We start from the raw sequence: 15,882 nt of genomic DNA, 5'->3' as shown, positions 1-15,882 counted from the left end.
GAATGTTCATTCGCGGCGATCCCTCCGACTCGAGATGTGGTAGCTCCAGTCTCCTCGATCCGCTCCGAATGGACAACCTCCCGAAAGCTCACATCAGAGCCTTTCCCTCACTGGAATTCGAAGATCTGCCGGAAAACACCAGGGGCGATGATCGATAGCGGATTGATCTGCAGGTTCGGCTGGTCGAACTTGCCGGTGAGCTTGAAAGTGATGCCGATCAGGCCGCGGTCGCTGCCATTGCCGAGGATGACACCGATCAGCGGCAATTCGGCAAAGAGGCGATTAAGGCCGTAGGCCGGCATGAAGGTGCCGGTCATATCCATATTGCCCTTGCGGTCGCGCACCACGCCCTGGAAGGTCGCGCCGATCTGGTCGCCGCGCAGCACGCCGTTCTCGATACCGACCATGCCGTTGCGCGAGATGACGCGGGCAAAGCCGCGCTGGAAGCGTTGCGACGAGGTGTCGATGTCGCGTTTGACCGCCTCATTGAGGCTTCGCTGCTCGTTGCCGACAGGTGTCGAGACGATCGAATGCAGCCGCTGTTCATTGACGATCGAGAAGCGGCGCACATCGAGCGAGCCGTCCCATCCGCCTTGCGGCGAAAGCCGGATCGCCAGGTTGAGCAGGCCGCCCTGTATGTGCTGATAGAGATCGGCAAAACGCGATACCGCACCGGCATCGCCGCTGGTGATATTGATGACACCGCCGTCCTTCATCTGGCTGACAACGGCCTCGCCGCTGCCGGTGACGCCGGAAAAATTCAGCGTCTGCAGCTTGTCGCCGCGCAGTGACACCTGCGCCTGGAAATTGCCGATCTTCTCGTCGTTGAAGCCGACGACGTTTTTCAGCCTGGCGCGCACCGATACGCCGGTGTTGTCGCCGTCGCCGTCCTCGCCGCCCTCCGAGCCCGATTTCAATCGCGCGATGACCGGCCGCGCATCGGCGCTGTCGCCGGAAACGGAGACGTCGAAATTGCCCTTGCTGCGCTTGACCGACAGAGCGAAATCGTCGAGCGAGGAGAGCCTGACGCTGTCGAAATCCGCCGAGATAAGGCCTGTCTTGCCGACAACAAGCGATCCGCTGGCACCGAAGCCGTCACCCTTCAGTCGGAAATTCTTGATATCGGTATTCTCGGGCGGGCCGGACATCTCGAATTCCGCGGAGGCGGCAATGCCGCTGCCTTTCGACCAGCCGATCCAGGGCAGGTCGAGCATCGATTTGGTGAGGTCGAGCTGAACGTCTTGCCGGTCGTCGTCGATCCGCGTCAGCACCATCTTCAGGTTGCCCCTGACGATATCGGAAAGCCCGGGCATCACCTTGCTGCGCTGCTCATCGGAGAGCGTCGCCGTAATCACGCGCTGCCGCTCGACGCCCGACGACGCCTCGACCGGCTCGGTCAGATCGATATCGGCGGGAATGCCGTCGATCTCGCCCTTGGCATCGAGCGTGATCTGCTTCGGATCGCCGTTAAGCATGCCGCTGACATTGCTGATCCTGCGGCCGGAAAACGACTTGGCAAGATCGACGTCGGCGAGCTTCATGGCAGCCTTCCACTCGGCCGGCGGCGGGTTCTGCGAGGAGAGCAGTCCGAAATGCGCCTTCACATTCGCGTCGATGTGCCCCTTGAAGTCGTCAGCCGAAAAGCCGGCGCGCTGCAGCACCCGGACCGGCTTATAGGTGAGGAGTTCGCCTATGGCGTCCGCAGCACCCGATACCGCCAGATCGATATCGGCCATCAGCGGCTTGTCGTAGGCGGACGGTATGACGAACGTCCCCTGCCCGAGGCCGACGGACCGGCCGGAGGGGAAATAGGACATGCCGCTCTTGATCGAAATCGTCGCAACGGGACCGGTCAGATCGAAATGCGCCGCCGTATCGCGGACCGGCGGAATGTCGCCGGCGACGTTCATCCGCGCGCCGGCAATATCGAAGCCGATGCGGATCTGATTGGCGTCGAGCTTCAATCCTTTTCCGCCGGCTGCCTCGTCAAGCCGGCCGAAGGGAATGAAGACTGAAATCGAAGCATCGGTGACGATGCCGCCGAAGAGATTGCCATGCACCCAGGTGCGCACCTTAGGCGCCATCCAGAACGGCCAGAGCTGCTTGATCGCCGTCGTCTGCAGCTCTCTGGACTGGCCGGCGAAGCTAATTTCCGGCGATTTGTCACCGAGCCTGATGTGCAACGCCCCGTAAAGCGCGCCGAGCGGGCTGGAGACGGTCATATTGGGAAACAGGAATTCCCGGCCGGCGACCATATAGCGGCCCGTCGCCTGGATGTCGAAGGCAACTGGCTGTTCGCCGGAGCCGCTCGGAGCGGCGGTGCCGCCGCTGACGAGCAGATCGATGCCGAAGCCCTTGCCGGCTTTGGGATCGAGTTTGTCGAGATCGATCAGCGCCCCATTGAGGGGCAGCGTGGTCGCGCCGAACCGAAGATTCGATTTAGCAATCTCGACTGTCTGCTTGACGAAATCATAGGCCAGATTGATTTGCCCGCCCGACAGTTCCTGCGGATCCCCGTCGGCATAGATCAGACCGGGATCGACGTCGACCGTCGCCGCGAGCGTCGGCTCGACGCCGTCGCGTTTCCTGGTGGCCGACACCGTCAGATCGGCAAAGGCGCTGAGCCCCTGCCGTATCACGCCCTGATCGTTGCGTTTCAACGCAAACGGCGTGAGGTTCGCATGCTTGAGCGTCGCCGTCACCTTCGATACCTGGCCGTCTTCCTTCTCGGCCAGCACGTCGAGTTCCGCCACCTCGCCGTTAAGCGCAACCTCGCCTCGCAATTGCAGCGAGGATGGCCCGCCATGAGCGAACACCAGATTGTCGACGACGAGCGACAGCGGGCCGTTCGCCGTATCGGCAAGCTTGATGTCGATGCCGGAGATGCGCACGGAATTCGTCGAGCCGCGCGTCACGATGCTGTCGAACATGTCGAGTTGCTCGAAAATCGTCTCCATCGCCGCCGGCATGGCGTCGATGCGCAGATCGTCGAGCTTGACCGGGTTGCCGGAGGGCAGAAGCGCGGTGTCGAGTGCGATATCCTCCGCTTCGATGTCCGCAACGGCGATACGGCCGCGGAAAAGCTGCAGCGGATCGAGGCCCAGGCGCACCGAACCCGTCGTCGACAGGTGCTGGCCGCTCTTCTGGTCGATCATGTTGACGTTGCGCGCTTCGAGCGCCAGCCGGAAGTCGGAGGTGAAACGGATGACGGTGGAGCCGACTTCGGCACGGTAACGCGGCCCGGCCACGCCATCTAGCGCCGCCTGCGCCTGTTGCGACAGCGGCTTGTCGAACATGCCGCTTTCGATGGTGAAGACGATGGCAGCAAGGATAAGGAGAATCAGTCCGAGAAAAACTGACGTCAGCTTCGCCGTCCGGCGCATCGGCGAACGCGGCGGCGGGCAATGAACGATGATCGGATCCTCGGTCTGGGCGGACGGCAAGCGGTCCAGCGCAACGATATCCTTCTTGCGAAACGTGACCTTTTCGCCGCGGATGGCTGACATGCGCCCTCGGGCTCTCCCTTAATCGAAGAATTGAACCCGGCTATGCTGGACGGGTTACCGTCCACTATATAATTCGGGGAGAGAGAGTGTCATCCACAAACCCGGCAAAAGAAAGGTTTTCCCAATGGCGGTTCCCGGCATCGGTGCCCTGGCCCCCGACTTCAACCTCCCCCGCGATGGCGGCGGCCGTGTCTCGCTATCCGATTATCATGGCCGGCCGCTCGTCCTGTTCTTCTATCCCAAGGACGATACGACGGGCTGCACGGCCGAATCGCTGGCCTTCACTGCGCTGGCGCCGGCGTTTGAAGCAGCAGGTGCCGCCGTTATCGGCATGTCGCCCGATTCGGCCGCCTGCCATGACAAGTTCATCAGAAAGCACCGTCTTTCGGTGGCGCTCGCCTCCGATGAGGATAAGACGACGCTGCAGGCCTATGGCGTCTGGAAGGAAAAGAGCATGTACGGTCGCAACTTCATGGGCGTCGAACGCACGACTTTCCTCATCCGCCAGGACGGCACGATCGCGACAATCTGGCAGAAGGTGAAGGTACAGGGCCATGCCGAGACCGTCCTTGAGGCCGTCAGGAATCTGGCCGCGTGACCGGTGATCTCGCGATAAGCTCGCTGCGCGGCGGCGCTATCGACGCCATCCGCTCGGCCGACCTCGACCGCAAGACCGCCCTTGCGCAGGAAAGCGCCACCCGCTGGTTCGTCCGTCGGGTGTCGCTGCGCTCACCGCTCGACGCAGCCCTGCCGGAGAGGCCCGGTCGCCCTGAGAAACCGGTGCTGACGCCGCCGACCCAGGTGGAAAAGCGCTCGCTGCACACGCTGAAAGGCCGGATCGCCCTCCTCCATGCCATTGCCCATATCGAGCTCAACGCCGTCGATCTGGCGCTCGATATCGTCGCTCGATTCGCGACCGAGCCGGTGCCGAATTCCTTCTTCGACGGCTGGATGCAGGTCGCCTTCGAGGAGGCCAAGCATTTTCGCATGGTGCGCGCCCGCCTGAACGATCTCGGCGCCGATTACGGCGATCTTCCTGCCCATGACGGGCTGTGGCAAGCGGCCCATTCGACGCGCAACGACCTGACGGCGAGACTCGCCGTCGTGCCGCTCATTCTGGAAGCCCGTGGTCTCGACGTCACTCCTTCGCTGCAGGCGAAGATGCGTGAGACTGGTGATCTCGAAAGCGCAGCGGTGCTCGATGTCATCTACAACGACGAGAAAGGCCACGTCGCCGTCGGCGCCAAATGGTTCCGCTTCCTCTGCGCGCGGGAGAAGCGCGATCCGGCAAAGGCCTTTCAGGAGCTGGTGCGCGCCAATTTCCGTGGCCCGCTGAAGCCGCCTTTCAACGATCTCGCTCGCGCCGAAGCCGGGTTGACACCATCCTTCTACCGCTCATTGGCATCGATCAGCCATGCCTGAGCTGATTGATTTTCTAGCGTAAACGGCGACAACGAAAGCATTCATTAACCATAAACGTGTCTAATTTTCCGAAAGAGGCGTAGAGCATCAATCGGGAGAGCCTGCGTGAACGGCGGACATCAGCACTGGGTATTCGGCAAGCGGGCGCAGGAACATATTCTGATCCTGGCAAGCGGCGACAAGGTCCGCCACATGACGGTTCGGCCGTGGATGGCCGCCCTCGCCTTCTGCTTCCTCGGCGTCTTTTCCATCGGCTATCTCTTGGCGACCTCCTACCTCGTGCTGCGCGACGACCTGATCGGCGCCACCATGGCGCGCCAGGCCCGCATGCAGCATGACTATGAGGACCGCATCGCCGCCCTTCGCGCCCAGGTCGACCGCATCACCTCCCGTCAGCTTCTCGACCAGCAGGTGGTGGAAGATAAGGTCGACAAGCTGATGGAACAGCAGATGGCGCTCACCTCACGCCACGGCAAGCTCGACAACCTGCTCGACCGCGCCGAAAGCTCCGGGCTCACGGATAAGGACAGCGCGCCGTCTTCGCCTGCGCAATCCTATGCCCCCGCCATCAAGGATAAGCGCGCTTCGCTCGGCGAAAGCATTGAGGCGATCGAGAAACAGCTGGCAGGCGGCGCACCAGCCGACGCCACTCCCGACAATACGACCCTTGCCTACGTGCCGGCTACCGAGACGGTTGGCGATCGCGCCGACCGCATCTTCTCCAAAGTGACGCTGTCGCTGAAGGATGTCGAACAGGACCAGCGCAACCGCGTCGAGCAACTGACGAGCGATGCCGGCAATGCCGCCAGTGCCATCGAGAGCGTGCTGACCCGGTTCAAGATCCCCATGCCCGAGACCGCTGCCAAGCAGGACTGGGATGACAGCGCCGTCGGCGGCCCCTATGTCGAGCCGGAGAGCAATGACGATTTCAACAATTCGCTGATCGCTCTCGACGGCGCGCTGACACGGCTCGAAGCTGTGCGCAGCACCGCCGAATCCCTGCCCTTCCGCAACCCCGCCGTCGGCAAGGAAATGACCAGCCCCTTCGGCAACCGCCGCGACCCTTTCCTCGGCCGTTTGGCGCTGCATTCCGGAATCGACTTCCGCTTTTCGCCTGGCGAAAAGATCCGCCCGACGGCGCAGGGCAAGGTGATATCAGCCGGCTGGACAGGCGGTTACGGCAATATGGTCGAGATCGATCACGGCAACGGCATCTCGACGCGCTACGGGCATATGTCGCAGGTTCTGGTCAAGACCGGCGACACGGTCGACCGCAACGACGTCATTGGGCTTGCCGGCAGCACCGGTCGCTCGACGGGCACGCATCTGCACTATGAAGTGCGCCAGAACGGCCGTGCGGTCGATCCAGTATATTTCATGAATGCAGGCCTTAAACTCGCCACCTATATCAAGTAATACCCACCCGGTAACCAAAGGTTCACTCTGCACAGGGTGCGGCCTCTCTATTTCTTGACTTGCCGGCCATTCGGGGCTATGTCGCGCTGCATTGCGGCATGCAATCCCGCCGACTCGTTCAGAGCTCGGCCGAACCGGAACGGAAACTGTTTTCCCTTTGACGACATTCGCTGACCTTGGCTTGAGCCAAAAAGTGCTATCCGCTGTCACAGACGCGGGCTATACCATCCCCACACCTATCCAGGCGGGGGCCATCCCCTTTGCGCTCGAGCGTCGCGATATTTGCGGCATCGCGCAGACGGGCACCGGCAAAACGGCATCTTTTGTCCTGCCGATGCTGTCGCTTCTTGAAAAGGGCCGCGCCCGCGCCCGCATGCCCCGCACGCTGATCCTGGAGCCGACGCGCGAACTCGCCGCCCAGGTGGCCGAAAATTTCGAGAAATACGGCAAGAACCACCGCCTCAACGTCGCCTTGCTGATCGGCGGCGTTTCCTTCGAGGACCAGGATCGCAAGCTCGAGCGCGGCGCCGACGTGCTGATCTGCACGCCCGGCCGCCTGCTCGACCATTTCGAGCGTGGCAAGCTCTTGATGAGCGGCGTCGAAATCCTCGTCATCGACGAGGCCGACCGCATGCTCGACATGGGCTTCATTCCCGACATCGAGCGCATCGCCAAGCTCATCCCCTTCACCCGCCAGACGCTGTTCTTCTCGGCCACCATGCCGCCGGAGATCCAGAAGCTGGCCGACCGGTTCCTGCAGAACCCGGAGCGCATCGAAGTGGCAAAGCCCGCTTCGGCCGCAAAGACCGTGACGCAGCGCTTCGTCGCCTCGCACGGCAAGGATTACGAGAAGCGCGCGGTCCTGCGTGAACTCGTCCGCGCCCAGACCGAACTCAAGAACGCCATCATCTTCTGCAACCGCAAGAAGGATGTCGCTGATCTCTTCCGTTCGCTCGAACGCCATGGCTTCTCCGTCGGTGCGTTGCATGGCGACATGGACCAGCGTTCCCGCACGACGATGCTGCAGAACTTCCGTGACGGCAACCTCCAGTTGCTGGTTGCCTCCGACGTTGCCGCCCGCGGTCTCGATATTCCCGATGTCAGCCACGTCTTCAATTTCGACGTGCCGATCCACTCCGAGGACTATGTCCACCGCATCGGCCGCACCGGCCGCGCCGGCCGATCCGGCGCCGCCTTCACCCTCGTCACCAAGCGCGACACGAAATTCGTCGACGCGATCGAGAAGCTGATCGGCGAAAATGTCGAATGGCTGAATGGCGACCTGAACTCGCTGCCACCGGCGGAAGAAGGCAAGGACAGCGACCGTCCGCGCCGCAACGGACGCGAACGTGGCGACAAGGATCGCGGGCGCGGACGCGGCAGGCACAGTGCTGCGAGTCATAAATCTGATAACGACATACAGGATAATGACGTCCAAGTGATCGCAGCAGCACCAGCAAAGGCCGAAGTCGTGAAGAACGAGCGCAAAGCAGAGCAGAAGCCGCAAAACAATGCGCGCAACAATCGACCGTATCCGGCAAATGACGATAGCCGCGACCGCCGCCGTCATCGCGATCACGACGATGGCCCGACCCCGGTCGGTTTCGGCGACGATATCCCCGCCTTCATGCTGATCGCCGGCAGCGCCAAGGTCTGAGCATCCAATGGGCAGGCCTGGCGTCGACTTCCCGGGCCTTGGCGTCGGTTTGGTGATCCTGCGCCAAAGCAGGATCCTTCTCTACAAGCGCATGCGCCCGCCTGAAGCCGGCTACTGGAACATCGTCGGCGGCAAGGTCGATCACATGGAGCCGGCTGAAGAAGCTGCGCGCCGCGAGGCCGAAGAAGAAACCGGCCTTACGATCGGCCGAATCGAGCGCATCGGCATGACCGAACAGATCATCGATGCCGACCGCCAGCACTGGATCTCCATCCTTTATCTCGCGCGCGACGTCGATGGCGAGCCGCAATTGACCGAGCCGGACAAGCTTTCGGATTTTGGCTGGTTTCCCTTGACCGATTTGCCTGAGCCGCTGTCAGCCTTCACCAAGGCGGCGATCGCAGCCCTGCCGCCAGCCGAACCCGCTCAACTTTCGGCGCGAAGCGCCGCCTCATAGGCAAGCCGCACCCACTTCGCCATCAGATCGGGATCGTCGTAAGCTTCTTCGGGGATCGACCAGTAGGGCATTTTCACCGGCTTGCCCTTTTTGCCTTCATAGGCCCATTGCGTGGCGCCGGCGGCAGCAAATTCTGGGGCGCTCGTCTCATCGGCTTTCAGCAGCATCTCGTCGCGCACTTCGACGGCGACGATGCGCCCGAGGTGATAAATGCCCTTGCCGCCGAACATGCGCTTGACCGTGACGGGGCCGAGCCCCTGAAACATTTCCTCGATTCCGGCATTGTCCATTCTCTGTTTCCTCGCATACCCGCCAGCCGGATTACAGCGTGTGATAATCCCGGTTCATATAGATGAGCGCCGGGTGCTTCTCGCTGAAGCGGACGGCGGCAACCTCACCGAAGATGACATTGTGCGTCGGCATTTCCTTGATGTCGGTCACCCGGCAATCGAAGGCGGCGAGCGCATCGGCAAGAACGGGGGCGCCGGTGACGAGCGTGTCGAAACGGCCGCTGGCGAAGCGCTCGTCATTGGCAATCGCGGTGCGCCCGGAGAAAGCGTCGGCGACGCCCTGGTGATGGGCGCCGAGCGTGTTGAGCACGAAGATGCCGCTGCGGAAAAAGATCTCGTTCTTTGGATTGGTGTTGTTGAGGCAGATCAGCACCGAAGCCGGATTGTCCGAGACGGAGCAGGCGGCGGTGATGGTGACGCCGCGGCGCAGACCTTCCATCGCCGTCGTCACGAGCTGCACATGACCGGCATAACGGCTCATGGCATCGCGATAAAGGCCGGGGTCGATATGCTGCCTGTTCAACACGTGCTTCTCCCGCGCGCTCTTCTGCCTGCGTCGTTCCTTAAATCGGGATCGATTTAGGAGAACTATGCAGCAATTCAAAATGCTACAGTGTCCTTTGCGCGACTGAAATGACGTCCGACACCGTAGTTCGACTTGCTATCGCGCCAATATGGCGAGCATCGGTTACCTTTTCTACAATAGGACCGGTGAAAAGCGCTGGGTTCCGCTTGTTTTTCTTTGACGATTGCGGCCTTGCGGATAAAAGGGCATGGACGATGGCTAGGGATCTTCGCCTTTCATGATGAACCTGCGTGGCATAGCAGCCTTTCTGACGCTGCTCGGAACGGCGGCGCAAGGCCATGCGGCCGGCGTAACGATCGGCGTCGTCGCCCCGCAGGGCGGGCCGCTCGGGCTGCTCGGCGCGCAGATTGCCGCCGGCGCCGGTTTCGAGATCCAGCAATCCGGCAATACGCTCGTCGCCGTCAACGAGACCTGCGAAGACAATAGCGGCGCGGCGGTCGCCGATGCGCTCGTGAGTGCCAAGGTGCAGATTGCCGTTGGTTTTCTCTGCAGTGAGACGCTGGAAGGCGCACTGCCGAAGCTGAAGGACGCCAATATTCCCGCGATCACCGTTTCGGCACGTTCGCGCATCCTGATGGAGGATGCGCTGAAAAACGGCTGGCCGCTCTTCCGCTTGGCACCGGCCGATGGCACTGAGGCGGCAAAGATCATCGAGGTGATCCTTAAGGACTGGGCAGCCGACCCGATCGCGCTGATTGAGGACGGCACCATTCACGGCCGCGAACTGACGGAAGCTGTGCGCAATGCGCTGGAGCAGAACGGCCTGAAGCCGGTTTTCACCGATACCTACCGGCCGGGACAGGAGCAGCAGATCGCCCTCGTGCGCCGCCTGAAACGGGCCGGCGCCACCAGGGTCTTCGTCGGCGGCGATCGCAACGATGTCGCCGTCATGGCCCGCGACGCCAAGGCGGAAAACATTCCACTGTCGATCCTCGGCGGCGATGCCATGCGTGCCGCCGATCAGCCGCTGCCTCTCGCTCCCGGCGTGCGTGCCGTCGCCCTGCCCGAATATGCGCTTTTACCGGAAGGCGCGCCGGCGGCCGGCGCTTTGCACGCCAAGGGCACCGAGCCTGAAGGTTATGTCCTGCCATCCCTGGCGGCGGCCCTGATTGCCGGCCAGGCGGCCGAAGCCGCCGCTGCAGCCGGCAAGCCGCTGCGGGAGACACTTGTCGGCACGACGTTCCATACACCGATCGGCGCCGTCGCCTTCACCGGCGCGCATGAGCTTTCGCAAAACCCCTACCGCCTGCTTGAATGGCGGGGCAATGGCTTTTTTCCACCCGCTGCGCCGACGCAATGAGCGGCCGCCAGCCTTGAATTCCGGCGCCGTGCGCAGATGGCGCCCATACGGGAGTAAGACTTGATGACGCTGCCCATTCGCATTGCCCCTTCGATCCTCGCGGCGGATTTCGCCAGGCTCGGCGAGGAGGTGCGCGACGTCACCGCCGCCGGCGCTGACTGGATCCATCTTGACGTGATGGATGGGCATTTCGTGCCGAACATCTCCTTCGGTCCCGATGTCATCAAGTCGCTGCGTTCCTATACGAATGCCACTTTCGACTGCCATCTGATGATCTCTCCCGTCGATGACTATCTCGAAGCCTTCGCCAAGGCCGGCTGCGACCGCATCACCGTCCATGCCGAATCCGGGCCACATCTGCACCGCTCGCTGCAGACCATCCGCAATCTCGGCAAGAAGGTCGGCGTGACAATCAATCCGGCGACGCCGCTGAGTGCCATCGAGAACGTGCTCGACGACGTCGACCTCATCCTCATCATGTCGGTCAATCCCGGCTTCGGCGGACAGAAATTCATTCCCGCGATGACGGCCAAGATCGCCGCGGCAAAGTCTCTGATCGGTGACCGGCCGATCGAACTCGAGGTCGACGGCGGCGTCGCCGTGGAAACGGCGCCTGATATCGCGCGCGCCGGCGGCAACGTCCTCGTCGCCGGCTCGGCAATTTTCAAGGGCGGTACGGTCGACAGCTACCGTAAGACAGTCGCCGAATTGCGTCAGGCAGCCGAAGGGGCACGAACATGAAGAAGCGTCTGATCTTTGGCGGCATGCTCGCCGCCGCATTGGCCGGCCTGCCCGGCTTGTCACTGGCTGGCGACATAGCCAGCATCCAGCCGATCGGTTTTTCCGCCGACGGCAAGGTCTTCGCATTTCAGGAATTCGGCATCAAAGAGAACAGCAAGACTCCCTATTCGGAAACCTATTTCATCAATACCGACAGCGGCCAATATCTCGAGGGCACCCCCTTCCGCACCGAACTGACGGATAAGGACGCCAATCTTTCCAAGGCCCGCCGCCAGAACTTGACGGCGGCGCGCAGCCAGATGGATAAGTACGACCTTCTGACAAATCCGGGTCTGATTGCAGCTTTCAACCCGCCAACCGAGCTCGGCTCGCCCTCGAAGACACTTCGCTACACCACACTTGCGATCGATGGGCCGCCGAAGACGCCCTATACACTCTCACTCGCCGAGATGCCGGTGCCGACGCCGAAGGAATGCGCAACGGTCGACAAGCGGATCCTTGGCTTCAGCCTGCAGATGATCGAGAAGGAAGGTGTCCCGAACCGTCAGGCGGCGCGGCAAGCAACGGCTGTTCCGGCCGAGCGCACATGCTCGGTCGAATTCAGGATCGGCGGCGCGGTGGTCTACCAGCCGGAAGGCGGAAATCAAATTCATATTGCACTCGTCCTCGCTTTCGATGCTGAGAGGAACGGACGCTGGATCGCCGTCCCGGTCCATCCCTGAGCATGGATCACCCCAGGATGGATCGTCTAAGGGCGGCAAAACCGCCCTCCTCCGATCTCTTTGCCGGCGCATTGCTCTGGGGTGTGCAGATGCTGGCCGCCGCCATGCTCGGCCTTTACCTCCGTAACGGCCTTGAGACGAGCCGGCTCGCCGAGGTGGCCGCACTCTATTTTCTCGGCGGCCTGCTCTCCTGGCCCTTCGCCCTGCCGGTCGCTCGCTTTTTTGCCTATAACAGGCCGCCGGAAGCGCGGTTCGCCGCCTTTTTCGTGACGCTGACGGCAGCCACGATCCTAATGACCGCCTTCCTCTTCGCCATGGAATACCGGATCTTCTATTCGCGCTGGCATGCGCCCTTCGGCAGCGTCGCCTGGGCCTTCCAGTTCGTCTTCACCGGCATCAGCGCCGTCTACCAGTTCCTGGTGATCGGCCTTCGCCTTTTCCTGCCGCTCGGCCTCGTCTGCCTTGTCGTCAGCAGCTATCATCTCGCCAAACGCATGCGTTGAGATTGCCGCCGGTCTTTGCTAAAGGGGCGCTACCTCAATGCAGCAATTTCAGCAAAAGTGCCCAGCGGTTTTGCCAGGCAAAGCGCGAAGCGGTTTTGCCGGGAATTGCGTCTTAGACGTTCAAACCTCTTGAAGTGAAGGCAGCCGCCCATGATCCCGCGTTATTCCCGGCCCGAAATGGTGGCCATCTGGTCTCCCGAAACCAAGTTCCGCATCTGGTTCGAGATCGAGGCGCATGCCTGCGACGCGCTGGCCGAACTCGGCGTCATCCCGAAATCGGCGGCAAAGACGATCTGGGAAAAAGGCGGCGCCGCCACCTTCGACGTCGCCCGCATCGATGAGATCGAGGCCGTCACCAAGCATGACGTCATCGCCTTCCTGACCCACCTCGCCGAGATCGTCGGTCCGGATGCACGCTTCGTCCACCAGGGCATGACCTCGTCAGACGTGCTCGACACCTGCTTCAACGTCCAGCTGGTGCGCGCCACCGACATCCTCATCGCCGATCTCGACCGGCTGCTCGCAGCGCTGAAAACCCGCGCCTTCGAACACAAAGACACGGTCACCATCGGCCGCTCGCACGGCATCCATGCCGAGCCGACCACCTTCGGCGTCAAGCTGGCGCTTGCCTATGCCGAATTCGAGCGCTGCCGCCAGCGCCTCGTCGCCGCCCGCGAGGAAGTTGCGACCTGCGCCATCTCGGGCGCCGTCGGCACCTTCGCCAATATCGATCCGCGCGTCGAGGAACATGTCGCCGAGGCGCTCGGCCTAAAGGCCGAGCCGGTCTCGACCCAGGTCATCCCGCGCGACCGCCACGCCATGTATTTCGCCACCCTCGGCGTCGTCGCCTCGTCGATCGAGCGGCTCGCGACCGAAATCCGCCACCTGCAGCGCACCGAGGTGCTGGAGGCCGAGGAATATTTCTCGCCCGGCCAGAAGGGCTCCTCGGCCATGCCCCACAAGCGTAACCCGGTGCTGACCGAAAACCTCACCGGCCTCGCCCGCATGGTCCGCTCCTACGCCCTGCCGGCCATGGAAAACGTCGCCCTCTGGCACGAGCGCGATATCTCCCATTCCTCGGTCGAACGCATGATCGGCCCGGACGCCACAGTCACCCTCGATTTCGCCCTCTCGCGTCTGGCCGGCGTCATCGAAAAGCTCCTGGTCTATCCCGAGAACATGGAGAAGAACCTCAACAAGTTCCGCGGCCTGGTCCACTCCCAGCGCGTCCTCCTGGCGCTGACCCAGGCCGGCACCTCCCGCGAGGACGCCTACCGCTTGGTGCAGCGCAATGCCATGAAGGTCTGGGAACAGGGCAAGGATTTTCTGGAAGAGCTGCTGGCTGACGCGGAAGTTCGTGCTGCGCTTTCGGAGGAAGATATTCGCGAGAAGTTCGATCTCGGATATCACACCAAGCATGTCGACACGATCTTCCGCCGCGTCTTCGGCAACGCTTGAGCGGGCTGCGACGATATGACGGCGTCTTGCGGGCGCCGTCAGGCTGTTGAAATACCACTGCGAAACCGCGACGTCATCCTCGGCCTCGTGCCGAGGATCTGCGCCGGCCCAGTTAAGTGGCTGAAAATAGATGTTTTCCTGTCAAAATATTGTGGTGGTTAGCTGCTCGGCACAAGGCCGAGGATGACGTCGCGGGTTTGCAGTGGTTTGTCAACAAACTGACTGGGCCTTCGCAGGCGCCGTTTTCATTTCTGTCATTTTCTTTTTGTGATTGCAGAATGGATGATGGTTAGCTTTTCTCAAGTGGCCGTTGTTTCTGCTTCGATGCTTTGGCATTCGCAGAGCGTTTGCGCGCCTGCGCCTTTTTCGGTGGCGGCATCGCTTGCGCGATCTCGGTCGTTTGGCAGACCTCCGTCTCGCCCCTGCCTTTGGCGGCCTTGGCGACCAGTTCATCGAGATGTTTCAACTCTTCCTCATCGAGATTTTCGATGCCGATGAAGCGGTTCTCTGCATGGCTGGTCAGAATGATTTCGTTGAGTTTGGCCTGGATTGCCCGGGTGTCGCGCGTCTGGGCGTTCTGCAGCACGAAGACCATCAGGAAGGTGATGATGGTCGTTCCCGTGTTGATGATGAGCTGCCAGGTTTCCGAATAGTCGAAGAAGGGGCCGAGCAAGGCCCAGATAATGACGACGCACAGCGCCAGGATGAAGATGACGGGCTTACCCGCCCATTCCGATGTCTTGGTTGCGAAGCGGGCAAACAAATGCGTCATCGTCACCTCTGAAATCTCTCCTCGGAGTCTCGGGAGCATGATGTTGCTACAATCATGCTCTCGCAAAAAACTCCGAGGCAGGTTCGAGGTTCCCGAAAATCGGGGATCGCACGGTATCAAGGTTTTCCGCGGGCAGGCCCGAAGCTAGACAGCTTCCCGCGCAATCAGCTTGCGGTAGAGATGCCAGGTCGCATGGCCAAGGATCGGGATAACGAGCGCGAGTCCGGCAAAGACCGGGATGGTGCCGACGACGAGGAGCGCTGCGACGATCAGGCCCCAGAGCAGCACCGGCACCGGATTGATGACGGTCGCACGGATCGAGGTGACGACGGCGGCGACCGCCCCGATATCACGATCGAGCAGCAGCGGGAAGGTGATGACTGAAATCGCCAGCACGACCAGCGCGAAGCCGAATCCGATGAGATTGCCCCAGACGATCAGCTGCAGGCCCTGAGCCGTGCCGAAGACCTGGCGGGTGAAGTCCGTCATGGTGCGCGGAAACACTTCGCCGAGAAGATTGGCGTACAGCGTCTGTGCCGTGACCAGCCAAACGACGAACAGGCCAAAGAGCATCAGCCCGACCGCGATGATCGACGGTAACGCCGGCGAATGACGCACCTCGAGCGCATGCGTCCATGACGTATCGAGGCCTTCCTCGCGCCGGCGGCTGATCTCATAAAGACCGATCGCCGCAATCGGGCCTATCAGCACGAAACCGGACATCAGCGGGAAGACCATCGGCAGAAGGTTGGCGCCGGAGGTCCACAGCGTCAGGAAGACGCCGGCAATCGGATACATCAGGCACAGGAACACATAATGGGAAGGTTTCTCACTGAAATCGTCGAGCCCGCGCTTCAGCGCATCGAAGACGTCGGCGATGCCGATGCGATTGACCACGGGCCGCGCCAGGTTTTCACTGGCACCCGTCATGACATGAAATGCCGCCATGGCTTTCTCCTCCTCAGCCGAGACTTGGTCGGCCGCGGACATGCATCGGCGGGTAAGCCGATACGAAATCCGCAACCGGCACTGGAGTAACATAACAAACTTCA

Annotated in this window: 15 protein-coding genes; 10 read left to right on the top strand and 5 right to left on the bottom strand. The window is 61.8% G+C overall.

The genetic code is table 11. From position 1 onward, the window contains the following. Positions 1-107: 107 nt before the first annotated feature. Complete coding sequence (locus GGD53_RS25770) at positions 108-3,506, bottom strand: DUF3971 domain-containing protein (protein WP_184459574.1); 3,399 nt, start codon at positions 3,504-3,506, stop codon at positions 108-110. Between the two features lie 124 nt (positions 3,507-3,630). On the opposite strand from GGD53_RS25770, the gene GGD53_RS25765 reads away from it, so the two are divergent. From GGD53_RS25765 to GGD53_RS25745, 5 genes are all read left to right on the top strand, one after another. Then, positions 3,631-4,104, top strand: coding sequence for a peroxiredoxin (locus GGD53_RS25765; RefSeq protein WP_184459573.1), 474 nt, complete (start codon positions 3,631-3,633; stop codon positions 4,102-4,104). After that, positions 4,101-4,928, top strand: a complete 828-nt coding sequence (locus GGD53_RS25760; protein WP_184459572.1) for a DUF455 family protein — start codon at positions 4,101-4,103, stop codon at positions 4,926-4,928. Before GGD53_RS25765 ends, GGD53_RS25760 begins: the two co-directional genes overlap by 4 nt. A gap of 105 nt (positions 4,929-5,033) precedes the next feature. Further along, positions 5,034-6,344, top strand: coding sequence for a peptidoglycan DD-metalloendopeptidase family protein (locus GGD53_RS25755; protein ID WP_184459571.1), 1,311 nt, complete (start codon positions 5,034-5,036; stop codon positions 6,342-6,344). 157 nt (positions 6,345-6,501) lie between these two features. Next, positions 6,502-8,001 (top strand): DEAD/DEAH box helicase, encoded by a 1,500-nt coding sequence (locus tag GGD53_RS25750; protein WP_184459570.1) that lies wholly within the window; start codon positions 6,502-6,504, stop codon positions 7,999-8,001. Between the two features lie 7 nt (positions 8,002-8,008). Next, positions 8,009-8,458 carry an NUDIX domain-containing protein gene (locus tag GGD53_RS25745; protein WP_184459569.1) on the top strand — a complete coding sequence of 150 codons (450 nt, stop codon included), beginning with the start codon at positions 8,009-8,011 and terminating at the stop codon, positions 8,456-8,458. Here the strand turns inward: GGD53_RS25745 and GGD53_RS25740 are convergent. Both GGD53_RS25740 and GGD53_RS25735 read right to left on the bottom strand, forming a co-directional pair. After that, complete coding sequence (locus GGD53_RS25740) at positions 8,428-8,748, bottom strand: TfoX/Sxy family protein (RefSeq protein ID WP_184459568.1); 321 nt, start codon at positions 8,746-8,748, stop codon at positions 8,428-8,430. The two genes, GGD53_RS25745 and GGD53_RS25740, sit on opposite strands and share 31 nt — an antisense overlap. Positions 8,749-8,779: 31 nt before the next feature. Beyond that, a complete protein-coding gene (locus GGD53_RS25735) occupies positions 8,780-9,274 on the bottom strand; it encodes a flavin reductase (protein WP_085859594.1) in 495 nt (164 codons plus the stop codon). 277 nt (positions 9,275-9,551) lie between these two features. On the opposite strand from GGD53_RS25735, the gene GGD53_RS25730 reads away from it, so the two are divergent. From GGD53_RS25730 to purB, 5 genes are all read left to right on the top strand, one after another. Further along, on the top strand, positions 9,552-10,634 hold the full coding sequence (locus tag GGD53_RS25730) for an ABC transporter substrate-binding protein (RefSeq protein ID WP_184459567.1): 1,083 nt from the start codon (positions 9,552-9,554) through the stop codon (positions 10,632-10,634). 63 nt (positions 10,635-10,697) lie between these two features. Continuing rightward, positions 10,698-11,375: a ribulose-phosphate 3-epimerase gene (gene rpe, locus GGD53_RS25725; protein WP_184459566.1), complete on the top strand. Its 678-nt coding sequence runs from the start codon at positions 10,698-10,700 to the stop codon at positions 11,373-11,375. Then, positions 11,372-12,097, top strand: coding sequence for a DUF2259 domain-containing protein (locus GGD53_RS25720; protein ID WP_184459565.1), 726 nt, complete (start codon positions 11,372-11,374; stop codon positions 12,095-12,097). The genes rpe and GGD53_RS25720 overlap by 4 nt, the downstream gene beginning before the upstream one ends. Positions 12,098-12,114: 17 nt before the next feature. Next, the gene (locus GGD53_RS25715) at positions 12,115-12,600 is read left to right on the top strand and encodes a hypothetical protein (RefSeq protein ID WP_184459564.1); all 486 of its coding nucleotides are present in this window, start codon (positions 12,115-12,117) and stop codon (positions 12,598-12,600) included. Between the two features lie 150 nt (positions 12,601-12,750). Continuing rightward, entirely contained in the window at positions 12,751-14,058 is a 1,308-nt protein-coding gene (gene purB / locus GGD53_RS25710) for an adenylosuccinate lyase (protein WP_184459563.1), read from the top strand. A 289-nt stretch (positions 14,059-14,347) separates the two neighbouring features. Here the strand turns inward: purB and GGD53_RS25705 are convergent, their stop codons facing one another. Both GGD53_RS25705 and GGD53_RS25700 read right to left on the bottom strand, forming a co-directional pair. Further along, positions 14,348-14,830, bottom strand: a complete 483-nt coding sequence (locus GGD53_RS25705; protein WP_184459562.1) for a low affinity iron permease family protein — start codon at positions 14,828-14,830, stop codon at positions 14,348-14,350. A gap of 144 nt (positions 14,831-14,974) precedes the next feature. Beyond that, the gene (locus GGD53_RS25700) at positions 14,975-15,778 is read right to left on the bottom strand and encodes a DUF2189 domain-containing protein (RefSeq protein ID WP_064802864.1); all 804 of its coding nucleotides are present in this window, start codon (positions 15,776-15,778) and stop codon (positions 14,975-14,977) included. Positions 15,779-15,882: the final 104 nt, after the last annotated feature.

The sequence above is a fragment of the Rhizobium aethiopicum genome, from assembly GCF_014197535.1.
Lineage (GTDB): Bacteria > Pseudomonadota > Alphaproteobacteria > Rhizobiales > Rhizobiaceae > Rhizobium > Rhizobium aethiopicum_A.
The sequence above is the reverse complement of the archived record's forward strand: the minus strand, read 5'-3'. Positions and strand labels throughout refer to the sequence as shown.

Coding starts and splice junctions, on each gene's coding strand:
- GGD53_RS25770 (WP_184459574.1), bottom strand. CDS start 3,506: ATGTCAGCCATCCGCGGCGAAAAGGTCACGTTTCGCAAGAAGGATATC.
- GGD53_RS25765 (WP_184459573.1), top strand. CDS start 3,631: ATGGCGGTTCCCGGCATCGGTGCCCTGGCCCCCGACTTCAACCTCCCC.
- GGD53_RS25745 (WP_184459569.1), top strand. CDS start 8,009: ATGGGCAGGCCTGGCGTCGACTTCCCGGGCCTTGGCGTCGGTTTGGTG.
- GGD53_RS25740 (WP_184459568.1), bottom strand. CDS start 8,748: ATGGACAATGCCGGAATCGAGGAAATGTTTCAGGGGCTCGGCCCCGTC.
- GGD53_RS25730 (WP_184459567.1), top strand. CDS start 9,552: ATGATGAACCTGCGTGGCATAGCAGCCTTTCTGACGCTGCTCGGAACG.
- rpe (WP_184459566.1), top strand. CDS start 10,698: ATGACGCTGCCCATTCGCATTGCCCCTTCGATCCTCGCGGCGGATTTC.
- GGD53_RS25720 (WP_184459565.1), top strand. CDS start 11,372: ATGAAGAAGCGTCTGATCTTTGGCGGCATGCTCGCCGCCGCATTGGCC.
- GGD53_RS25715 (WP_184459564.1), top strand. CDS start 12,115: ATGGATCGTCTAAGGGCGGCAAAACCGCCCTCCTCCGATCTCTTTGCC.
- purB (WP_184459563.1), top strand. CDS start 12,751: ATGATCCCGCGTTATTCCCGGCCCGAAATGGTGGCCATCTGGTCTCCC.
- GGD53_RS25705 (WP_184459562.1), bottom strand. CDS start 14,830: ATGACGCATTTGTTTGCCCGCTTCGCAACCAAGACATCGGAATGGGCG.
- GGD53_RS25700 (WP_064802864.1), bottom strand. CDS start 15,778: ATGGCGGCATTTCATGTCATGACGGGTGCCAGTGAAAACCTGGCGCGG.